Consider the following 21,903-nt stretch of genomic DNA (forward strand, 5'->3'; position numbering starts at 1 on the left):
ATACGATATGAGCGCTAGTCTCGTGGGCTCGGAAATGTTTATAAGACACAGCCTCCCCGGCGACCACCACGAGCGCCGGGTCGACGACGGCGCACACCGACGCGACACCGAGCGCCAGCCGGTGCGAGAACGCCTGCAGGAAGCCGTCCGCCGCCGCACCGCCGCCGGCCAGCGCGGCCCGCACCGAGGCGGCCGCGCCGTCGGCCACGATCCCGTACTCCGCCGCCAGCTCGTCCACGGCGCCGGCGCCGACGAGGGCCTGGAACGCGCCGCTGGCCGGCCGCTCCACGCTGGCCGGGGACGGCACGCCGGGCATCGGGAGGTAGCCGATCTCGCCGGCGGCGCCGGTCGCGCCGCGGTGCAGGTGCCCGCTGAGCACGACCGCCAGACCGACACCGCGGCCGATCCACAGCAGCACCATGTCGTCGACGTCGCGGCCGGCGCCCTCGGCGCGTTCGGCGACGGCGGCGAGGTTGACGTCGTTCTCGAACGTGACGTCGCAGCCGAGGTCGGCGGCCAGCAGCTCGCGCATGCCGCGATGCCAGCCGGGCAGGTCGAAGGAGAGCTCGATGTCGCCGGTCGCCGGGTCGACGACGCCGGGCAGGCCGATGACGACGTCGTCGATGTCGGCGAGCGTGAGCCCGGCCTCCTCTGCGGCGGCCCGGGCCATGTCGTGGACCAGCCGGCGCGAGTCGGCGCCGCCGGTGGCGGTGATCTCGGCCGCGACCGGCGCCGTCACCGAGCCGGCGACCGCGCCGGTGAGGTCGGCGACGGCCGCCTCGGCGACGTCGGGGTTGAGCTCGATGCCGATGGAGTACGAGCAGCCGGGCCGGACGGCGTACAGCTCGGCGTTGGGGCCGCGGCCGGCCGACCGCGTGCCGACGACCTCGACGAGGTCGCGCTCCTGCAGCCGCGCGAGCAGTTGCGACGCCGTCACCTTGGACAGCCCGGTCATCCGGCCCAGGTCGACGCGGGTCAGCGGCCCGGCGGCGAGCAGCAGCTCGAGAGCGCTGCGGTCGTTCATCGCACGCAGCAGGCTCGGCGTGCCCGGTCGTTGCGACACGTGATCTCCGATCCAGCATCTGGAAGGACTCTTGTGAAAAGAATTCTTGCCGACACGGTACAACCTCGCTGCCATCTGGACCTCGCGGCCGGCGTGGGCTATACCGGAACGATCGCACCGGACCCAGGCCTCGAGGGGGCGGCCACCATGTCCAAGATCCTCGCACTGCTGCTCATCGCACCCGTCGCCGTGCTGACGACTGCCGCCGCCCGCCCGTCGCCGGACTCCCTGCCGCTGCCGGACGACTTCTCCCCGGAGGGCATCGCGGTCGGCGCCGGCGACACGTTCTACGTCGGCTCGCTCGCCGACGGCGACATCTACCGGGGCGACCTTCGCACCGGCGCCGGTGACGTCCTCGTCGACGCGCCGCCCGGCCGGCAGGCCGTCGGCCTGAAGGTGGACCAGCGGCACCGGACGATCGTCGTCGCCGGCGGCATCACCGGACGGGTCTTCGTCTACGACAGCCGCGACGGCGACCCACTGGCCGACCTCGCGGTGGCCCCGGCAGGCACCGCGTTCCTCAACGACGTCACCGTCACCCGCGACGCCGCCTACGTGACCGACTCGCTCAACCCGGTGCTGTACCGGATACCGCTGGGCCCGGGCGGCGCCGGCGCGCCGGAGACCATCGCGCTGAGCGGCCCGGCCGCCACCATCGCCGGCGACTTCAACCTCAACGGCATCACGGCGACCCCGGACGGCCGCACGCTCGTCGTGGCGCACTCGGCGCTCGGCGCGCTGTTCACCGTCGACCCGGCGACCGGCGCCAGCGCGGAGATCGAGATCGTCGGCGAGCCGCTGACGCCGGGCACGCAGGACGGCATCCTGCTCGACGGCCGGACGCTCTGGGTGGTGGAGAACTTCGCCAACCGCGTCGTCGGCGTCACGCTGAGCCGCGACCTGTCCAGCGGCAGCATCACCGACGTCATCACCGACGCCGACGTGGACGACCTGTTCCGCATCCCCACCACGGTTGCCGAGCACGGCAACCGGCTGGCCGTGGTCAACGCTCGCTTCGACGTCGGCCTGCCGCCACCGCTGGGCGACGGCGTCCCGCCGGGCACGGACTACGACGTCGTGGTGGTCGACAAGCCCTGACCGTGGCTCATCGCGAAGGGCCGCCTAGGGTCGCCGCATGACCGACAAGGTCTTCCTGATCACCGGCGCGTCCCGGGGCATCGGCGCGGCCGTCGCCCGCCGGGCCGCGGCGGCCGGCTACCGGCTGGTGCTGACGGCGCGGAGCCCCGGCCCACTTCATGCCCTGGCGGCCGAGCTGACCAGCGAGGACCGGGTCATCGCAAGGACCGTCGACGTGACCGACTGGACGGCGCTGAGCGGCCTGGTCGCCGACGTCGAGCGGACGTGGGGGCGGCTGGACGTCGTGCTCGCGAACGCCGGCGCGAGCGTCGTCACGTCGTTCCTCGGCGACGGCGGCGCGCCGCCCGAGGAGTGGCGCGACCTCGTCCTCACCAACGTCTACGGCCCGGCGCTGACCGCCCGCGCGACCATCCCGGCGCTGCGCCGCACGAGCGGCCACCTGCTGCTCACCGGCTCGGCCGCGGGCCGCGGCATCCGTCCCGGCAACCTCTACGCCGCGACGAAGTGGGCGGTCACCGGCCTGGCGCAGGCCATCCGCGCGGAGCTGGTCGGCACCGGCATCCGCGTGACGCTGCTGCAGCCCGGCCTCGTCGACACCGGCGCCATCCCGGAGCACCGGCGCGGCGACCCGAAGCTCGACCCCGACGACGTCGCCGCGGCCGTCCTCTACGCCGTCGGCCAGCCGCCGCACGTCGACGTCAACGAGATCATCGTTCGTCCGATCGGCCAGCAGAACTGATCGGTTGGGCGGCGCCGCGCCTCGGATGGCATGCTGTCCCGATGACCGCCGGACCCGAGCTGACCATCGATCAGCTCGCCGGCGATGCCGCGGTCGAGCGGCTCTACCGGCAGGTCTTCGCGGTGCTCGCGCGCGAGTCCGGCGCGATGATCAGCGACCTGGAGCTGCTCGACGTCGACGAGGCGATCCTCGACGCGTTCGCCGACGCCGGCCGCGACGGGCTCACCGTCGACCAGGCGGTCGCCGCGTGCCGGCCCATCGACCCGGGCCTGATCCACCGCCGGTTCGAGGTGCTGCGCGAGTACGGCGCGATCAGCAAGGTCGTCGAGCGCCCGAACGAGCGGTTCCACCGGGCCGCGTTCGCCCCGTACGTCATGCTGCTGTTCCTGCGCCGGCTGGCCGAGCAGGGCGGCCAGGCCGAGCTGCACCAGCTGCTGACGCTCGAGCACGTCAGCGTCACCGCGCCGGACGCCACGCCCGAGACCGGGCAGACCACCATCAGCCGGCTGACCAGGATCTTCCGGCATCTCGGCAACGAGCTGGCCATCCTCGCCGCGGGCAGCACCGCCGAGCAGCTGGGCGACCACGCGCAGCTGCTGTGGGGCAACAAGGGCCTGATCAGCCAGGCCGAAGAGGTGCATACCGTCGTGCTGGGGCGCTGGCCGCAGCTGGACCGCGAGTGCACCGCGCTGCGCATCGCGCTGGCCGCGTACGCCGACGCCGTCGAGAAGGCGGCCGGCCGCCTGATCGAGCAGGCCGGCACGACGCGGGCGCTCGGACTGCTGTCGGTCGAGACGTGGCTGAGCTTCGCCCGGACGGCGGACGAGGACGACCTCGCCGCCGTGCTGGACACCTTCGTCTTCGACGCGCCGGCGCCGTGGTTCTCGCCGAACCTGCTCACCGAGGCGGTCGAGAGCGGCCGCGGCGCGAACACCGTCCGCCAGCCGCCGCCCCGGCCGGAGGGGCCGAGCCAGCCGCCGCCCGACGACATCCGCCCGGCCGACGACGCGGAGGCGCTGCGGGCGACCGCGGAGCGGCTGCTCGGCGACGGCACTGAGGTGACGGTTGCCGACGTGCTCGACGGCGCCGGCGACTGGCCGTCCGCGCGCCGGCTGCTGGCCGACCTCACCGCGATCCACCACCACCCCGACCTCAGCTACGAGCTGACGTGGTCCGGCGGCCTGCGCGTCGACCCCGCCGGCGACCCGTCCTGGGTGTCGGAGGGGACGTTCCGGCGGGCCGAGAGTCGATGAACGTCGACGACACCGCCCTGTGGTGGGCGCGGCACCGCGCGGCCGGGCCGCAGCGCGTCGAACCGGCCGGCGCCCACCCCACCGGCATGATCCGGCTGGTCGAGCCCGACGCGAGCGCCGTCTGGCTGCTGCCGGAGCTGCCCGACAACGCGCGGCCGGATGTGCTCGACGAGCTCGGACTGGCCGGCGTCGCCGTCGACCAGCCGAACGACTCCGCGCGGGTGCTCGCGGCCTGCCTGCGCTGCTGCTGGACCGAGTCCACCGGCCCGGTCTGGCCCGCCACGCCGGCCCCGTTCGACCAGGTCATCGGCGTGTTCCGGGCCATCACGGGCAGCCGTGACGAGCGGGCGCTGCACGCCGCCGCGATGGGCGCCGTCCGCCGGCTGGCCGGCGCCGGCTGGGTGCTGTTCGACGAGGACACCCGCGTCGTGCGGCTCGGTCCGCGAGTGGCGTCGTGGAGCGCCGCCGAGCTGAGCACGCTGCGCGAGCTGTGGCGCTCGATGCCCGCGCCGGAGCCGACGTCGTGACCGTCTTCGACTCCGTGCTCGCCGACCTCAACGAGCGGCACCGCGACGAGGTGCTGGCCGCGTTCGCCGCGCTGGAGCACGGCCGCGAGCCGGTGCCGGAGGCGCAGCTGCTGGCGCTGCGCGACGCGACCGTCCGCCGCGACCTGCAGCGGCTGCTGTACCGGCTCGGCCGCACGCTGGTCCGGGTCGGCGGCACGCACTGGACCTCCGGGTTCCGCGACGACGTCATGGCCGCGCTGGCCGCCGAGGGCGCGACGGCGCAGTCCCGGATCGACCGCGCGGTGCTGGTCCTGGTGCTCGTCCACTCCGTCGCGATCCCGCGCAGCCAGGGACTGGTCAGCGGCGACTCGTGGACGTCGGCGCACCCGACCTCCGTCGACGAGCTGACCCGGTACACGCAGCTGCCGCGCGGCGAGATCCGGCCGGCGCTGCAACGGCTGCGGGCCGCCGGGCTGGTGCAGATCGCGCCGCCGCGCGGGCGGTCCGCGTCCGTCGACGGCCCCGCCTACCTGCCCGGACCCGCGCTGCACCGGCTCACCAAGCCCGCCCGCGAGCGGCTGGAGCACGAGCTGATCCTGGCCGCCGCGCCGGACAGCCCGCTGGCCGCGGCCATCCGCGCCCGGCGTCCGGCAGCCCCGGCGACCACCAGCACCACACCCGAAGGAAACGAGGACACGTGAGCGCTGCCGCACCGGGCGCCTTCGACGTCGTCGGCGAGCGGGTGCTCGTGGGCGTCCAGGTCGTCGACATCTCCCGGCTGTCCACCCACCCGATCCCGATGATCGGCCAGGGGCTGGTCACCGTCGCCGGGCAGGGACCGAAGGACTCCAACGGCGCCGGGAAGTCGTCGTTCATCGCCGCGCTCAGCCTGCTGCACGCCGACGAGCAGTGGAAGCTGGCCAGCGGCGCCGCCGGCGCGGCCGAGCTGCTGTTCACCGCCGAGCTGGCCGCGCAGGAGGGCCGCTGGTCCAACGTCGACCGCGGCTACGTCGTCGGCGTGTTCGCCTCGCCCGGCACCGCGCCGCAGGACGACGCCATCACCGTCTGGCTGCGGATCAACCGCAAGGCGCCCTACCTGGACCTGCGCTGGACCGGTGGGCTGCACGTCCCGTACGGCGCGACGGAGTCCGAGCGGGCCGCGCGGGTGGACGAGCTGTGGGCGCAGCTGCCGCGCAGCAACGGCCGCACCGACTTCCACGCCGGCCAGCTGTCGCGGGTGCTGTTCGGGCAGAACGCGCGCTGCGTGTCGTTCCTGTCGACGTCGGTGCGGTCCAGCCAGGCGGCGAACCTGCTGGCCCAGCCGCTGAACGACCTGCCGCCGCACCGGATCTTCGACGCGATCGCGACGCTCACCGGGCTGGACCGCGAGCTGGAGCACGAGCAGGTGCTGCGCTCGGCCGAGCACCGGCACCGCAGCGAGGTCGAGGAGACCGAGCGGCAGATCGCCGAGTGGGAGAGCGAGGTCGCCGTCATCGAGGCCGGCATCGCCCGCCGGCTGGCCGCGCGTGAGCTGCTCGGCGAGGCGCGGGCGGCGTGGCGGTCGCGGTGCGCGCGGCACCTGCTGGACGGCGTCGAGCGGGCCGCCGAGCTGCGGCAGGCGCTGGCCGAGCTGGACGTCGCCGAGGCGGCGCTGCGCGAGGAGCTGGCGGCGGCCGAGGATCGGCTGGCCGCGCTGACCGACGACGACGAGTCCGCGCGCCGGTTCGAGGCGGCGCAGCGGGCCCGCAACGAGCTGATCGCCCGCGACCGGGAGCTGGAGGCCGCGCAGCTCGCCGCCGCCCAGCACTTGGAAAGGCTCAGCTCGACTGTCCGATCGCTCACCGACGAGGCGCGGGCCGCGGACGGCCGCACCCCGGACGTCGCCGCCGAGGAGCTGGCGCAGGCGCGGACGGCGCTGGAGGAGGCGATCGCGGCGCAGGCCGTCGCGCGGGCCGAAGCCAGCTCGGCGGCCGGTCGCGTCGCGGCGGCCGAGTCCGGTGACGACGTCGCCGCCGAGCAGGTCGAACGGCTGCGCGCGTCCGGCGTCGACGCGGCCGCGCTGGTCGACGTCGTCGCCGTCGACCCGGCCGAGCGGGACGTGTGGGAGCCGCGGCTGACGCCGTACCGCGAGGCCGTCGTCGTCGGCCGGAAGGACGCGGAGAAGGCGGCGAAGGTGCTGGCCGGGCTGCCGGGCTCGCTGCTCGTGCTGGCCGACGGGCCGGCCGCGAAGCGCGACCTCACGACGTTCCTCGACGCGATCGCCGCGCGGGCCGGCACCGCTCCCGTCGTCGACGAGGCGGCCGGGGTGCTGGCCATCGGTGGGTTCGCCGAGCCGATCACCGGCCAGCCGGCCCGCGTCGCCGCTGCTCAGGAGGCGCACCGCGCCCTGACCGCGTCGCTCGACGAGGCGACGGCGGCCGTCGAGCAGGCGCGGGCGGCGCTGTCGCGGGCCGAGGCGCGGGCGAAGGCCGCGGAGGCGGCGGAACGGGCCGAGGGGTTGCAGGATGAGATCGGCGAGCTGCGCGAGGCCAACGCCGAGCGGCAGGAGCGCCGGGACGCGCTGGCGCCGGAGCTGACCGCGGCGGAGGCGGCGTACGCGCACGAGCTGGGCGTGCACAACTCGCGCGAGGAGCGGATCACCAGCCTGCGCGACACCCGCAAGCGGCTCACCGTCACGGTCCGGGAGCAGGAGGCGGAGAAGTTCGCGCTGACCGAGGAGCGCGACGGCCTCGGCCTGCTGGACCGGGAGAAGGCCTGGGGCGACTCGCCCGACGCCGCCCGCCGGCACCTCGTCGAACTGCCGGCCGAGCTGCAGGCACGCACCACCGCGCAGTGGGACGAGGACGCCACCCGGCTGACCGACGAGGTCGCCGTCCGCTGCTTCCCGCCCGGCACCCCGCCGGAGGAGCTGACCGCGGAGCTGCGCGAGCTGATCGTCACGCCGAACTGGTCCGGCGCGGCGCTGGAGACCCGCGTCGGTCTGGTCGCGCCGCTGCTGCGGGCGCTGGACACGCACCTGCGCGACCACGAGGACCACGACCGGCACCAGCTCAAGCAGATCGCCGAGCAGCGGGCCAGGCGCGCCGCGGACCTCGCGACCGGCCGGCTCGGGCACAGCGAGGCCGAGCAGACCGCGCGCGCCCACCGCACGTCGCTGGCGACCGGCATCAAGACGATGCTGAAGAAGGTCGCGTCCGAGTTCGACCGGCTGGACCAGGAGTACGGCGGCTACGGCGCCGGGCTGGACTACCCCGAGCCGGAGCCGCCGGCCGAGCCGGACAAGCCCTGGCGGTGGACCGTCAGCCCGAAGTGGCGGCGCGCCGAGGGCCAGCGGATGTCGGCGTACACGCTGCGCAGCAACACCGCGCAGATGGACGAGAAGGCGGTCAAGCTGGTCTGTGCCGCGGCCCTGGCCCGCGGCGGGGACCGGCCGCTGCTGCTGATCCTCGACGAGCTGGGCCGCAACCTCGGCAAGCAGCACCGCCGCGAGGCCGTCGCGCTGTTCGAGCGGATCGGCAACGACCACAACATCACCGTCGTCGGCGCCCTGCAGGACGACATGGAGCGCTACGCCATCGAGGCGTCGGGCCTGTACGTGAAGCTGCGCCGCCGCTCGGACACGATGGCCTACAACGAGGAGCCGGTCGTCGTCGGCAACGACGCCAACAGCGACCGGGTCGAGCTGCTGCGCTCCTGGATGTCCTCCTACCGCCCCGGCACCCTCGACGTCGACTGATGGAGCCTCAGGTGCGGGTCATGGCGCCGAGCGGGCTGTGCCGGCGCCAGTGGCCGAAGACGATCGACGTGTCCGTGCGGCGGACGAACGGGAGCGCCTCCAGCGGCCGGATCACCTGAGCGAGCAGGTCCTCGGTGTTCGCGACCTGCACCTGCAGCTGGAAGTGGTGCTGCCCGCTGACCAGCAGGACCGCCATGACGTGCTCCAGCGATCGGCAGATGTCCACGAACCGGCGCGAGTGGGCCGGGTCCTGCTCGTCCAGCTCGACGGCGACCAGCACCTCGAGGTCCAGCCCGAGGGCCCGGCGGTCGATGTCGGTGTGGAAGCCGCGGACCACCTCACGGCGGCGCAGCGACTGGACGCGTTGCAGGCAGGTCGAGGCCGGCATGTCAGCGGCCGATGCCAGCGCCGCGTTCGTCGTGCGGGCGTCGTCGGCCAGGGCTCGCAGCAGCCGGACCTCGGCCGCGGACAGGCCCGCGGCCTTCTGCAGGTTCTTCGACTCATCGGCCATACCGGCTCGCGTTCTCGTAGGAATGACGGTACTTGGCACTGCTTCCGTGACTTCTGCAGAAGTCTTGCAGCAACAACGGTGATCCTCCAGTCTCAAGTGGCATGACGGACCTCACCGAGCCGGCACTCGCACGCGGGCTGCACCACCTGCGGCCGCCGCGCCTTGTCGTCCGGGCGGCGTTCGAGGACCGGCACGAGCCGCGCGTCGCGAACTGGCTCGAGCCGTGGGACTTCGCCTCGCCCCTGGATGTCGGCATCCTCAACGCCGGCCTGAGTGCGACGTCCATCGTCCCGACCGGCGCGTTCGCCCAACCCGATGCGTTCCGCCTGTCGCTGCCCGGCTTCACCACATACACGCCGGACTTCGACGTCGACCTGCAGACCATGGTGGCCCGCGACCTCGGCGACATCGCGATGCCGGTCATGGACCCGCGCGAGGGGCTGCGCCGCATCGAGGAGACCGTCGCCGCCGTGCTCACGCTGCCCGAGGAGTTCTTCCTGGTCCTGCTCGGCGGCGACCACGCCGTCACCGCGCCGGCGGCCCGCGCGTTCGCCCGGCACCACCCCGGCGAGCGGTTCGGGCTCATCCACTTCGACGCCCACAACGACGTCCGGGTGCTCGACCACGGCCCCACCAACGGCACGCCGATCCGCCAGCTGCTCGGCGCCGGCGTGGGCTTCCACGGCGAGAACCTGGTGCAGATCGGCATCCACGGGTTCATGAACGCCAGCTACTACAAGCGCTGGGTCGAAGGTCACGGCGGCACCATCGTGACCGGCCGCCAGGTCCGGCGGCAGGGCATCGACGACACCGTCGCGGCGGCGCTGGAGATCGCCGGTCGCGGCGCCGACGCCATCTACGTCACCGTGGACGTCGACGTGCTGGAGTCCGCGTACACGCCGGGCACCGGCGCGCCGACCGCCGAAGGGCTCCACCCCCTGGATCTCTACGAGGCGCTGTTCGTCCTCGGCCAGGACCCGCGCGTCGCCGCCATCGACGTCGTCGAGCACGACCCCGTCCGCGACGTCGCGGCCATCACCGGCCGCAACGTCACCTCGGCCGTGCTGACGTTCCTGGCCGGACTGTTCCTGCGCACGCACGGCGACGGCGGCTGGCGCGGCTACGATCCCACCCCGGTGACGGAGCCCTGAGCCGATGGAGCCGTACGCGCACGGCCTGCTCGACGTCGGCGACGGGCACCGCGTGTACTGGGAGGAGTGCGGCAACCCGGCCGGCCGGCCCGCCGTCGTGCTGCACGGCGGCCCGGGCGCCGGTTGCACGGCGGCGCACCGGGAGCTGTTCGACCCGGCGCTCTACCGGGTCGTGCTGCTCGACCAGCGCGGCTGCGGGCGCAGCACGCCAAGGGTCCTCGACCACCACGCCGACCTGTCCGCCAACCACACCTGGGCGCTGGTCGAGGACCTCGAGCGGCTGCGCGTCGACCGTGGCATCGAGCGCTGGCTGGTGCTCGGCGGGTCGTGGGGCAGCACGCTGGGCCTGGCGTACGCGCAGGCGCACCCGGACCGTGTCACCGCGATGGTGCTGGCCAGCGTCGCGCTGCTGCGCCGCGGCGAGGACGACTGGCTCTACGGCGGCGGCGCGGCCCGGTTCTTCCCGGAGGCATGGGCGCAGTTCAGCGCGCCGGCGCCCGGCGCAATGAGCGCCGCCGACGTCATCGGCGCCTATCACCGGCTGTTGCGGGACCCCGACCGCGCGGTCCGCGATGGCGCGGTGGCGGCCTGGTGCGCCTGGGAGGCGGCGACGCTGGGCCGGGATCCGGCCGACACCTTCCCGGACCCGCGGTTCGCGGCGACGTTCGTCCGGCTGACCGTGCACTACTTCCGCCACGGCGGCTGGCTGACGGACGACCAGCTGCTGCGCGACGCCGGCCGGCTGCGGGGCATCCCCGGCGTGCTGGTGGCCGGCCGCGCCGACGTGCAGACGCCGGTCGGCACGGCCTGGGAGCTGGCCCGGGCCTGGCCGGACGCCCGCCTCGTCGTCGTCGACGCCGGCCACGCGTCGCCCGGTGGCGCCGTCGCCGCCGAACTGCGCCGCGCCACCGACGCCCTCGCCGGCTGACGTGAGGGCGTCCGAGCAAGGCGACATACGCTCGAAGGGTGAGCCCTCACGTGAACGATCCCGACACCGTCGACCGCCTGCTCACGACGCCCGCGACCTGGGCCGTCGTCGGGTTGTCGCAGAACCGCGAGCGGGCCGCGTACGGGGTGGCGCGGTTCCTGCGCGACCGCCTCGGCATGACCATCGTGCCGGTCAACCCGCGCGGCGAGGACACCCTGGACGCGCAGGGCTACAAGCGGCTCGCCGACGTGCCGGGGCCGGTCGACGTCGTGGACTGCTTCGTGAACAGCCGGCGGGTCGGCGAGGTCGTGGACGACGCGATCGCGGAGAAGGAGCGCCTGGGCATCACGGCCGTCTGGCTGCAGCTCGGCGTCATCGACGAGGACGCGGCGGAGCGCGCGAAGGCGGCCGGGCTGGACGTCGTCATGAACACCTGCCCCGCCATCGAGGCGCGCTAGTACGTCCGCGCCGCCGCGACGTCGTCCAGCGTCACCGCCGCCGACCACAGGGTCTCGAACGCGATCTTCAGCGTCGCCGCCAGCGCCTCGTGCTGCACGACCAGCGTCGTCACCGAGCCGGCGCCCTCGGCCGGGTCGGGCATGTTGAACGCCACTGACCGGCCGTCGACGATGGTCAGCTTCAGCGGCAGCTCGGTGGTGAGCCGGACCTGCTCGCCCATCGCCACCCAGGCCCGCACCCGCTCGGCCATCTCGTGGTCGTCCATGATCGACGTCTCGTAGATGGAGCGCTGGACGATGCCGGGCGGGATCGAGCCGGTCGACGGGGTCGAGGCGCCGAGGTAGGGCGGGTGGACGAGCGTCAGCACCTCGTGCCGGGCCTCGGTCCACAGCCGCTCGACCCGCTCGACGGCGTGCTCGCGGTCGCGCAGCACCTCGACGTAGTCGAACGGGTTGCCGTGGTCCTGGCCGCGCAGGAACAACGTGCGCAGCGGGCCGGCGAGATCGGTCGTGGTCCGCGCGAGCCGGTCCAGCTCGCGGCGGCGCACGGCCAGCAATAGGTCGGTGACGTGGTCCGGCGGCTGCGCGCGGTACCGCACCGGCTGGCCGGGGACCTGCCCGACCAGCCCGCGCTCGGCCAGCGTCGCGAGGACGTCGTAGGCGCGCTGCCGCGGGATGGACGCCATCCGGGCGATCTCCGCCGGGGTGGCGTCGCGGCGGCCGGCCAGCGCGACGTAGGCCCGAGCCTCGTAGCTGGTGAGGCCGAGGTCGACGAGACCGGCGACGGTGGCGGACGTGTCCATGCGGCCCCACCCTAACTTGTCACCATTGACAGTGGTGACAGCGTTCGTCTAGTTTCACCGGTTACCAGACGGTCTGTGACAGTCCGCATCGCTCCACGTCATCCGCCTGGAACGCACGCATCACGCCCGCCGCCCAGCACACCCCGGAATGGCCGGCGGGTTCGTCGTTGAAGGAGCCCGCATGTTGCGTCGCAGCCTGACCCTGCCGGCGGCCGTGGCCCTCGCCCTGGGACTCACCCAGGCCGCCGGAGCCGCCCCCGCGGAACCGCCGCTCACCGACCAGCTCGAAGCGGTCACCGACCTCGCCGTCCAGCAGCAGGAGAAGGGCGTCGCCCTCCGGCTCGGCACCGCCGCGGCGCCGGAGCTGTACATCGTGCAGTTGGAGCAGCCCGCCGTCCCCGCCTACGACGGCGGCATCGACGGCCTCGCCGCCACCGGCCCGCAGGCTCGCGGCGCCGCGCCGCTGAACGCGGACAGCCGGGCCGCCCAGGCCTACGCCGGTCATCTCGAGGAGGCGCAGGCGGAGCTGGTCGAGCGGATCGACGACGAGATCGGCCACGCCCCCGAGGTCGCGTTCACCTACACGTACGCCCTCAACGGCATCGCGGTCGAGCTGACGAAGGACGAGGCGCTCGCGGTCGCCGAGCTGCCCGGCGTCACGGCGGTCACGGTCAACCGGAACCACGAGCTGCACACCGACGTCGGGCCGGAGTGGATCGGCGCGCCGTCGCTGTGGGACGGCTCCGGCAGCCCGGATCCGGCCGACACCGGCACGAAGGGCGAGGGCATCGTCGTCGGCGTCCTCGACACCGGCATCAACCCGGCCAACCCGTCGTTCGCCGACGTCGTGCCGGCGGCCGAGGGCGGCGATGGGTACGACCACACGAACCCGCTCGGCGCGGGCACCTACGTCGGCGTCTGCAACCCGGCCAACACGACGATCTTCATCCCCGACTGGGGCTGCAACGACAAGCTGATCGGCGCGTGGGACTTCACCCCCGACGACGGCGCCAACCCGTACGACAGCGACGGCCACGGCAGCCACACCGCGAGCACGTCGGCCGGCAACCAGGTCTCGGCCACCACGTTCAGCGCCGAGGGCACCGAGCACGAGTTCAGCGCGACGCGCACCATCAAGGGCGTCGCGCCGCATGCGAACGTCATCGCCTACGACGTCTGCCAGCCCGGCACCTGCCCGAACGCGGCGACGCTCGCCGGCATCAATCAGGCCATCGCCGACGGTGTCGACGTCATCAACTACTCCATCGGCAGCCCGTCGGCCTCGCCGGACCCGTGGAGCGACCCGGACTCCGTCGCGTTCCTGAACGCCCGCGCGGCCGGCATCTACGTCGCGACCTCCGCCGGCAACGAAGGGCCGGGCGCGGCCACCACCGGCTCCCCCGGCGACGTGCCGTGGGTGACGGCCGTCGGCGCGGCGCAGCACAACCGGCAGTGGCAGGCCGAGGTGCAGAACCTCACCGCAGACGGCGGCGCGACGCTGCCGGCGATCCGTGGCCAGGGCTTCAGCGCCGCCAGCGCGGGGACGCTCCCGCTGGTCAACGCCGGTGACCTGGGCAACCCGCGGTGTGTCGCGGGCCAGTTCCCGGCCGGCACCGACTTCACCGGCCAGATCGTGGTCTGCGACCGCGGCGAGAACGGCCGGGTCGAGAAGGGCCAGGTCGTCGGCGACCTGGGAGCGGCCGGCTTCATCCTCGCCAACGACGAGCCCAGCGGCACCTCGCTGAACGCCGACGCGCACGTCATCCCGGCCGTCCACATCAGCTTCGCCGACGGCGTCGCGCTGAAGGCGTGGATGGCGTCGGTCACCGGCGAGAAGGCGTCGCTGTCCGGCGGCCTCGAGGCGATCTCCGACGACCTCGGCGACATCATGGCGTCGTTCTCCAGCCGCGGCCCGAACCGTGCCGTCGAGCTGATCTCGCCGGCCGTCACCGCACCCGGTGTCGACGTGCTGGCCGCGAACGGCGTCGGCAACGAGGTCTCGTGGGGCTTCATCTCCGGCACCTCGATGGCCAGCCCGCACGTGGCCGGTTCGTTCGCGCTGCTCAAGGCGCTGCACGGCGACGACTGGACGCCGGCCGAGGCGCAGTCCGCGGTGATGACGACGTCGACGACCGACGTCACCGACACCGACGGCTCACCTGCGGACTGGTTCGACATGGGCTCCGGCCGGATCGACCTCGAGGTGGCCGCGATGGCCGGCCTGGTGCTGGACGTCGCGCCGGCCGAGTACGCCGCCGCCGATCCCGACGCCGGCGGCGACCTCAAGCAGGTCAACACCCCGAGCATGGCCGACCGCCAGTGCCTGCAGACGTGCGAGTGGACCCGGACCGTCACCGGCACGTCGACCGGCGCCGGCGCCTGGACCGTCAGCACCGACTCCATCACCGACGGCATCGCGGTGACGGTGGAGCCGTCGACGTTCACCATCGCCGACGGCCAGGACATCGAGCTGACCATCACCGCGGACGTCACCGGCGCGCCGACCGACGCCTACCAGTTCGCCAACGTCGTGCTCACGCCGGCGGCGGGCTCGGCCGCGCCGGTCGCGCACCTGCCGGTGGCCGCGCTGCCGTCCAACGGTGTGCTGCCCGAGGCCATCGACATCGACACCCGCCGCGACGCCGGCTCGCAGGAGTCCGACCCGATCGAGTCGATCGAGATCGAGGAGTTCACCGCGACGGTGGGCGGCCTGGTCCCGGTCGAGGAGCAGCAGCTGTCGATCGCCGAGGACAGCACCAACGACGACCCGTACGACGGCAACGGGACGGCGACGATCCTGGTCGATGTGCCGGAGGACGCGGCCCGGCTGGTCGCGCAGCTGTCGGACTCGACGGCGCCGGACCTGGACCTGTTCGTCGGCGTCGGCGACACGCCGAGCGAGGCGACCGAGCGGTGCAGCAGCGCCACCGGCAGCGCGGCCGAGTTCTGCGACGTCGGCAGCCCGGAGGCGGGCACCTGGTGGATCCTGGTGCAGAACTGGGACGCATCGACGCCGGGTGGCACCGACACCGTCACGCTGGGCACGGCGGTCGTGACCGCCGGCGAGGGCAACCTGACGGTCGAGGGGCCGGCAACGCAGCCGCTGGGCGAGCCGTTCACCGTCCGCGCGTTCTACGACGAGCCCGACCTGGACCCGGGCGAGACCTGGTACGGCGCGGTCGCGCTGGGCTCGTCGCCGGACTCACCGGGCGACATCGGCGTCATCCCGGTCACCGTCACCCGCCACGCCGACGACGTCACGAAGACCGCGTCGGTCGAGACGGCCGGGCCGGGCGACACGATCCGGTACACGCTGACGGTCGCGCCGAACGTCACGCCGGAGGACCTCGCCTACACGATCACCGACACCCTCCCCGAGGGCACGACGTACGTGGAAGGGTCGGCGACCGAGGGCGCGACCGTCGAGGACGGCGTGCTGACCTGGGAAGGCACCCTGCGCACTGCCGAGGCGGCCGACCGCTCCTACCGGATCACGACCAGCGCCACCAACCCGCAATGCGTGAACCCGATCACCGGACAGGCGGAGTACTTCGACCTGGCGGGCGCCGGAATCTCGGCGATCGCCGGCGTCGGCGGCAACGGGGTCTCGTTCACCGGATTCGCCAACCGCACGTTCTCGTTCTACGGCGAGACGTTCGCCGGCATGGGCTTCAGCGACGATGGCTTCCTGATCTTCAACCGCCAGGCCAACTACGGCGGCACGCCCGGAATCCCGCAGACGCTGCCCGACGCCGCTCGGCCGAACAACCTGGCCGCCATGCTCTGGCAAGACATGCAGATCGTCTACAACCAGGCGGCGAACTCGGGCGTGTCCTTGGCGACGGCCGGCCCGCTCTCCATCCTCGAGCTCGACGATCTCCGGCTGGCCGGCGACCCGGCCGGCGCTCAGGGCACGTACGACGTGCAGGCGATCGCCGTCACCGGCAGCAACGACCTGGTGTTCGCCTACGACAACATCACCGGACCGTTGGCCGGCCCGATCACCATCGGCACCGAGAACGCCGACGGCACGGAGTGGAGCGCGCTGGTGAACAACGCCAGCGCGGCAGGCGTGATCGCGAACGACACGATCGTCTGTGCCGACTACGTGGTGCAGCCCACCGTCATCACCTACGACGTCACCGTCGACGACGACGTCGAGGACGGCACGGTGCTGACGAACTCGGCGGTGCACGTGACCGACAACCCGGGCGCCGAGGAGGTCACGGTCTCCGACAGCGTGACGGTGGCGCTGCCGGTGATCACGGTGGCGGCGACGGCGGACGCGGTCGAGCCGGCGACGGACGGCGCGTTCACCTTCACCCGTCCGGCCAGTGCGGCGGCGCGGGCACTGACGGTCTCGTACTCGATCGAGAACAACCGGTACACCGTGCCGGGCCGCGACTACGAGCCGCTGGACGGCGCCGTCACGTTCGAGCCGGGGCAGACGACGGCGGTCGAGGTGGTCGGCGTCATCGACCGGCGTGGGCCCAGCCCGCGGCCGCGCGCGGTGACCGTCACCGTCTCCGACGGCGCCGGTTACCTGGCCGGCGATCCGGCCTCGGCGACGGTCGGCATCGTCAGCGATGGACGTCACTGACGGGGGTTGATCCGCAGTAGCGCCGGCGCGGCGGGTTCCTGTCGGGCACCCGCCGCGCCGTCGCTGTCCTGTCCTACGACAGCCGCGCGTCGCTGGCCAGCGCGTCGCTGAGCTGCTGGACGCGGTCCGGGTCGAGGCCGCGGGCGGTGAACCAGCCGCCGACGTTGCGCACGTCGCGGTCGAGGAACTCCCGGCCGTGCGGGTTCCCCACCACGTCCACGATCTGCGGCACGTCGATGACCACCAGCCGGCCGTCCTGCACCAGCAGGTTGTACGCGGACAGGTCGCCGTGCGCGTAGCCGGCCAGCGCCAGCACCGACAGGTTGTGCGCCAGCTGCTCCCAGAGGTCGTGCAGCTCGTCGGCGTCGGGCCGGAGCTGGGCCAGCCGCGGCGCCGCGACACCGTCGGCGCCGATGAACTCCATCAGCAGCTCGGTGCCGAGGATCTGCACCGGGTACGGCACGGCGACGCCGGCGGTCCACAGTGACGTGAGCGCGGCGAACTCGGCGTGCGCCCACTGCCCGGCGATGGCCTCGCGGCCGAACGCGCTGCCCTTGGCCATGGCCCGGTTGACGCGCGACTCCCGGTCGCGCCGCCCCTCGCGGTAGCCGTCGTCGCGGTGGAACATGCGGTGTTTCGGGTCGCGGTAGCGCTTGGCCGCCATGACCGTGGCCTTCCCCGTCTCCGGCACCGAGCGCTCCACCAGGAAGACGTCGGCCTCCTTGCCGGTCTTCAGGATGCCCAGCTCGGTGTCGACGGCGCCGAGCTCGGTGACGACCCAGTCCGGGTACGGCCGCGGGCCGCGCTGGCCCGCGGTGGAGTCGTCCCAGGTGGTCCACCGGTCCCCGTACGGCGGGTCGTCGGTGACGGCCTCCTCGCCGGGCGGGGTCAGCCCGTACTTGGCGGCGTACTCCGCGAACACGTTCGGGCCACGGTCGGCGACGTGGCCGCGGTCCTCGCGGGTGCGGGCACGGCCGGGACCGCGGCCGCGGGAGCGCATGGGTTGGAACTCATCGTGGTTCGGCACTGCGGTGGTCTCCTGACGAGGGAGGTCCCCACCGCGGCGGTCTCTGCGTCAGGCGGTGGGAACGGCGAGGTGAGGGCGTTCTGGCGCGCACGCGAAGTCGCGCCGCCTCGAGCGGGCAGCCATCGGACACGCCTCCCTTCGCCATCGCCGGCGTCTGGTCGGACACCGGCACACCGGTACGCCGTTCAGCCAACCGGATCGGCGGCTACCGGCGCAACCGAATTTCGCCGCGGGCGCGCCAACCCAGGCGAACGCCCGGCCGCGCGGCTGGTGCACGACCGCCCGCTGGTTACCCGGCGATCCGACGAACGCCCGACCACCCGACGAACACCCAGCCGCCCGACCTATGCCCGGCTGCCCAACCGATGCCCGCCGATCCAGCGAACGCCCGGCGATCCGGCGAACGCCCGGCCGCCCAACCGATGCCCGCCGAACCGGCGAACGCCCGGCGATCCGGCGAACGCCCGCCGATCCGGCGAACGCCCAGACCGGCGATCCGGGCGAACGCCCGGCTGCCCAACCGATGCCCGCCGATCCGACGAACACCCAGCCACCCGGCGAACGCCCAGCCGCCCGACCTATGCCCGGCTGCCCAACCGATGCCCGCCGATCCAGCGAACGCCCGGCGATCCGGGCGAACGCCCGGCCGCCCAACCGATGCCCGCCGAACCGGCGAACGCCCGGCGATCCGGCGAACGCCCGGTGATGCGGCGAACGCCCAGACCGGCGATCCGGGCGAACGCCCGGCTGCCCAACCGATGCCCGCCGATCCGGCGAACACCCAGCCACCCGGCGAACGCCCAGCCGCCCGACCTATGCCCGGCCGCCCAACCGATGCCCGCCGATCCGGCGAATGCCGGGCCACTCGTCGCCGTCATTCGCCGGTTTCGCGGGTATCGGCCGGATCACCGGGCAGGTGCCGGGAGCAGCGCCGGCGGCCGGCGCCCGCCCTCCATCGACCGTCGCGGATTGGGCGGCGACCCTCGTGTGTTCGGCGGCCGAGGCGGCGGCCAAGGCGGCGGCCAGACGGTCCATACCGACGAGTCAGCGGTCCCAGCCGGCCGGTAGCACGACCCCAGTACGGCCCGGCGACGGCCAGTCCGCGGGCACGGGCTCCACTGCTCCGATCCCGGGCACGTGCTTCCACCAGCGCACCGGGCGCCGGCGGGGGGCGTTGTCGCACAGCACAGCGGCGAACCGTGCGGCCAGTTCGGCTCGGTTCCGCCAGGCGAGGTCCCACCCGAACCTGACGACCTCGAGGCCGAGGCGCCGAAGCCGCCACTCGCGTTCGCCCTGGCGGGCCACGATCCGGGCGGCGTCCGGTCGGTTGTCGTACTTCAGGGCGCCGTCGGCCTCGAACGCGACGCCGTGAAACGGCCAGAGTCCGTCGACCCGGTATTCCGGCTCCTCGGCGCCGACCCAGGCGTTGGACACCGGTAGCGGCAGGTCGAACTGCAGACACGCGAACCGCCCGAGCGTCTCCAGCGGCGACTCCGCCCGCGGATCGGCGTATTCGGCCACCCACCGTGCTCGCGCGACCCGCGGCCAGCCGGCCATGGCGCCGACCGCGTCCCGGAGATCGTGACCGGCCGCCGCGGCGGCGTCGGCGGCCACGAGTGCGGGCACGATCGGCCCCGTCCGTGCAGCGTCGATGACAGCCCAAGCGGGACTCATGACGTCGATGCACTGCACCCGCCGGACCAGTTCCGCCGGGACCGTCGCGACCGCAAGGCTGCCGTACCTGCTGGACCGGACCTTGTGGCCCGCTCCACTCGGCCGGATCGCCGTCGCGCGTGCCGGCGCCGGACCGACGGTCGGCAACTGCCAGGTCACCACCGCAGACCAGCCCGTCAGTGCCGCTGCACCACGGCTGTACAGGGCGAACGCTCTCGATCCGAGCCGGAATCTCGCCCACGGAGACGCGGCGGAGACAGCAGCGGCCGCCGCGAAACACCCGGGAGCGAGCCGGACCAGCAGTCCGGCTGCGGCGAGGCGACGCAGCCTGCTCTCATCGACACCGGCCCGCGCCGCCGCAGCGACGTCGACGACACCGAAGCACCGGTCGAGGAGCTCGACGACGTCGGCCGGGAGGGTGAGCAGGCGGGCGGGCATACCGCCACCCTCCACCTGCGAGGCTGCCGGTCGCAGGCCACAAGAGGCGATCTGTGGACAACAACGCCGGGCATCGAAGCCTGTGGACGAGCCACCGTGACGGCAACGGCAACGGCGCTAGCGACGACTATTCCGACGTCAGCCGCGCGCGCAGGGCGGCGCCCTTGTCCGTCGCCGCCGTCTCCAGGGACGACCGGAAGTCGTCGAGACGGGCCCGCAGCGCAGAGTCGGCGGCACCCAGGATCCGGGCCGCCAGCAGACCGGCGTTCCGCGCCCCGCCGACGGACACCGTCGCGACGGGGACGCCGGCCGGCATCTGGACGATCGACAGCAGCGAGTCCATGCCGTCCAGGTACTTCAGCGGCACCGGCACGCCGACGACCGGCAGCGACGTCACCGAGGCGAGCATGCCGGGCAGATGTGCCGCCCCGCCGGCACCGGCGATGATCACCCGCAGCCCTCGCGACGCGGCGTCGGAGCCATACGAGAGCATCGCCTGCGGCATCCGGTGCGCCGACACTACGCCGACCTCGTACGGCACCGCCAGCTCATCGAGCGCGTCAGCCGCCGCCGACATCACCGGCCAGTCGGAGTCCGAGCCCATGACGATGCCGACCAGCGGCGAACCTTCGCCGCGCGCCGTCACCAGGCCGGAACCCCCGGAAGCCTCACTCATCGATGTCCCCTCGGATGTAGTCCGCGGCATGCCAGGCCCGCGACCGCAGCGACTCCAGATCCGAGCCGTACGCCGTCACGTGGCCGACCTTCCGGCCCGGCCGCACGCCCTTGCCGTACCAGTGCACCTTCAGCTCCGGGTCGCGGGCCATGACGTGCCGGTAGGTCGAGTAGACCTCGGGCAGGTCGCCGCCGAGCAGGTTGACCATGACGGTGTACGGCGCCCGCGCGACCGGCGAGCCCAGCGGCAGGTCCAGCACGGCCCGCAGGTGGTTCTCGAACTGGCTGGTGACAGCGCCGTCGATGGACCAGTGCCCGGAGTTGTGCGGCCGCATCGCCAGCTCGTTGACCAGCAGCCGCCCGTCGGTGGTCTCGAACAGCTCGACCGCCAGGATCCCCACCACGTCCAGCGATGACGCGATCGTCAGCGCCAGCCGCTGCGCCTCCACCGCCAGCGACGACGACAACCCGGGCGCGGGCGCGACGACCTCGACGCAGATGCCGTCGCGCTGCATGGACTCGACGACGGGGTAGGCGACGGCCTGGCCGTGCGGCGAGCGGGCGACGACGGCGGACAGCTCGCGCGCGTAGTCGACGCGTTCCTCGGCCAGCACCGGTACGCCGGCCTTGAACGGCTCTTCCACGACCTCGGAAGACGTCGACGACGTCACCAGCCAGACGCCCTTGCCGTCGTACCCGCCGCGGGTGGTCTTCAGCACTACGTCGCCGCCCACCGACGCGGCGAACGACGCCACCTCGGCCGGCCCGGCGACCACCGTCCACCGCGGGCACGGCACGCCGAGCGACGTCAGCCGGGACCGCATCACGCCCTTGTCCTGCGCGTGCAGCAACGCCGCCGACCCGGGCCGCACCAGCACCCCGTCGGCCTCCAGCGCCTGCAGATGGGCGGGCGGCACGTGCTCGTGGTCGAACGTCAGCACGTCACAGCCGGCGGCGAACGCGCGCAGGTCGGCCAGCGCCTTCTCGTCGGCCACCACCGGGTCGTTGACGACCTGGGCGGCCGACTCCCCCGCGGACGCCGCCAGCACCTTCAACCGGACGCCGAGGGCCACCGCGGCCGGCTGGGTCATCCGCGCCAGCTGTCCCCCGCCGACCATGCCGACCACCGGCCACGTCGCATCATCACCCACGAGCCATGAGCGTACGGCACCACCTGCCGGACCTGGAGTCGGTCGAGCGAGAGGCCGTTGACCTGCGCAAACCGGGTGGGATGCGTCCGATC

The 21,903-nt window shown here is 73.7% G+C and carries 17 protein-coding genes; 10 read left to right on the forward strand and 7 right to left on the reverse strand.

The annotated features are described in order from the left end of the window. On the reverse strand, positions 1–1,063 hold a 1,063-nt coding region (locus C1I92_RS25455), incomplete at its 3' end, for an ROK family transcriptional regulator (RefSeq protein ID WP_158564278.1). 147 nt (positions 1,064–1,210) lie between these two features. Here C1I92_RS25455 and C1I92_RS25460 point away from each other — a divergent pair. From C1I92_RS25460 to C1I92_RS25485, 6 genes are read left to right on the forward strand one after another with little or no spacing between them, the layout of a single operon-like run. Continuing rightward, a complete protein-coding gene (locus C1I92_RS25460) occupies positions 1,211–2,161 on the forward strand; it encodes an SMP-30/gluconolactonase/LRE family protein (RefSeq protein ID WP_111257444.1) in 951 nt (316 codons plus the stop codon). A 37-nt stretch (positions 2,162–2,198) separates the two neighbouring features. After that, positions 2,199–2,900, forward strand: coding sequence for an SDR family oxidoreductase (locus tag C1I92_RS25465; protein WP_111257445.1), 702 nt, complete (start codon positions 2,199–2,201; stop codon positions 2,898–2,900). Between the two features lie 41 nt (positions 2,901–2,941). Further along, the gene (locus C1I92_RS25470; RefSeq protein ID WP_111257446.1) at positions 2,942–4,153 is read left to right on the forward strand and encodes a hypothetical protein; all 1,212 of its coding nucleotides are present in this window, start codon (positions 2,942–2,944) and stop codon (positions 4,151–4,153) included. Further along, positions 4,150–4,680 carry a hypothetical protein gene (locus tag C1I92_RS25475; RefSeq protein WP_111257447.1) on the forward strand — a complete coding sequence of 177 codons (531 nt, stop codon included), beginning with the start codon at positions 4,150–4,152 and terminating at the stop codon, positions 4,678–4,680. The genes C1I92_RS25470 and C1I92_RS25475 overlap by 4 nt, the downstream gene beginning before the upstream one ends. Further along, positions 4,677–5,360 (forward strand): hypothetical protein, encoded by a 684-nt coding sequence (locus C1I92_RS25480; RefSeq protein ID WP_111257467.1) that lies wholly within the window; start codon positions 4,677–4,679, stop codon positions 5,358–5,360. Before C1I92_RS25475 ends, C1I92_RS25480 begins: the two co-directional genes overlap by 4 nt. Continuing rightward, entirely contained in the window at positions 5,357–8,395 is a 3,039-nt protein-coding gene (locus C1I92_RS25485; RefSeq protein ID WP_111257448.1) for a coiled-coil domain-containing protein, read from the forward strand. The genes C1I92_RS25480 and C1I92_RS25485 overlap by 4 nt, the downstream gene beginning before the upstream one ends. A gap of 7 nt (positions 8,396–8,402) precedes the next feature. Here the strand turns inward: C1I92_RS25485 and C1I92_RS25490 are convergent, their stop codons facing one another. Beyond that, positions 8,403–8,906, reverse strand: a complete 504-nt coding sequence (locus C1I92_RS25490; RefSeq protein ID WP_111257449.1) for an Lrp/AsnC family transcriptional regulator — start codon at positions 8,904–8,906, stop codon at positions 8,403–8,405. A 101-nt stretch (positions 8,907–9,007) separates the two neighbouring features. On the opposite strand from C1I92_RS25490, the gene C1I92_RS25495 reads away from it, so the two are divergent. Genes C1I92_RS25495 through C1I92_RS25505 form a run of 3 tightly spaced genes read left to right on the forward strand, consistent with a single transcriptional unit; the run spans position 9,008 to position 11,443 of the window. After that, positions 9,008–10,057, forward strand: coding sequence for an agmatinase family protein (locus tag C1I92_RS25495; RefSeq protein ID WP_111257450.1), 1,050 nt, complete (start codon positions 9,008–9,010; stop codon positions 10,055–10,057). A gap of 4 nt (positions 10,058–10,061) precedes the next feature. Continuing rightward, positions 10,062–10,985: a prolyl aminopeptidase gene (gene pip / locus C1I92_RS25500; protein ID WP_111257451.1), complete on the forward strand. Its 924-nt coding sequence runs from the start codon at positions 10,062–10,064 to the stop codon at positions 10,983–10,985. Between the two features lie 38 nt (positions 10,986–11,023). After that, the gene (locus C1I92_RS25505; RefSeq protein ID WP_111257452.1) at positions 11,024–11,443 is read left to right on the forward strand and encodes a CoA-binding protein; all 420 of its coding nucleotides are present in this window, start codon (positions 11,024–11,026) and stop codon (positions 11,441–11,443) included. Here C1I92_RS25505 and C1I92_RS25510 read toward each other — a convergent pair. Then, entirely contained in the window at positions 11,440–12,246 is an 807-nt protein-coding gene (locus C1I92_RS25510) for a TrmB family transcriptional regulator (protein ID WP_111257453.1), read from the reverse strand. The two genes, C1I92_RS25505 and C1I92_RS25510, sit on opposite strands and share 4 nt — an antisense overlap. Positions 12,247–12,427: 181 nt before the next feature. Between C1I92_RS25510 and C1I92_RS25515 the strand changes: the two genes are divergently transcribed. After that, positions 12,428–16,846, forward strand: coding sequence for a S8 family serine peptidase (locus tag C1I92_RS25515; RefSeq protein ID WP_158564279.1), 4,419 nt, complete (start codon positions 12,428–12,430; stop codon positions 16,844–16,846). A gap of 73 nt (positions 16,847–16,919) precedes the next feature. Here C1I92_RS25515 and C1I92_RS25520 read toward each other — a convergent pair whose 3' ends face one another. The 4 genes from C1I92_RS25520 to C1I92_RS25540 all read right to left on the reverse strand — a co-directional run bounded on the left by C1I92_RS25520 (position 16,920) and on the right by C1I92_RS25540 (position 21,811). Beyond that, positions 16,920–17,873: a serine protein kinase RIO gene (locus C1I92_RS25520; RefSeq protein WP_438940537.1), complete on the reverse strand. Its 954-nt coding sequence runs from the start codon at positions 17,871–17,873 to the stop codon at positions 16,920–16,922. 1,044 nt (positions 17,874–18,917) lie between these two features. Further along, the gene (locus C1I92_RS25530) at positions 18,918–19,985 is read right to left on the reverse strand and encodes a type IV toxin-antitoxin system AbiEi family antitoxin domain-containing protein (protein ID WP_111257456.1); all 1,068 of its coding nucleotides are present in this window, start codon (positions 19,983–19,985) and stop codon (positions 18,918–18,920) included. 127 nt (positions 19,986–20,112) lie between these two features. Continuing rightward, positions 20,113–20,631, reverse strand: coding sequence for a 5-(carboxyamino)imidazole ribonucleotide mutase (purE, locus tag C1I92_RS25535; RefSeq protein WP_111257457.1), 519 nt, complete (start codon positions 20,629–20,631; stop codon positions 20,113–20,115). Between the two features lie 22 nt (positions 20,632–20,653). After that, the gene (locus C1I92_RS25540; protein ID WP_233507250.1) at positions 20,654–21,811 is read right to left on the reverse strand and encodes a 5-(carboxyamino)imidazole ribonucleotide synthase; all 1,158 of its coding nucleotides are present in this window, start codon (positions 21,809–21,811) and stop codon (positions 20,654–20,656) included. Between the last annotated feature and the right edge of the window lie 92 nt (positions 21,812–21,903).

Origin of the sequence: Jiangella anatolica, from assembly GCF_003236295.1 — a bacterium.
Classification (GTDB): domain Bacteria; phylum Actinomycetota; class Actinomycetes; order Jiangellales; family Jiangellaceae; genus Jiangella; species Jiangella anatolica.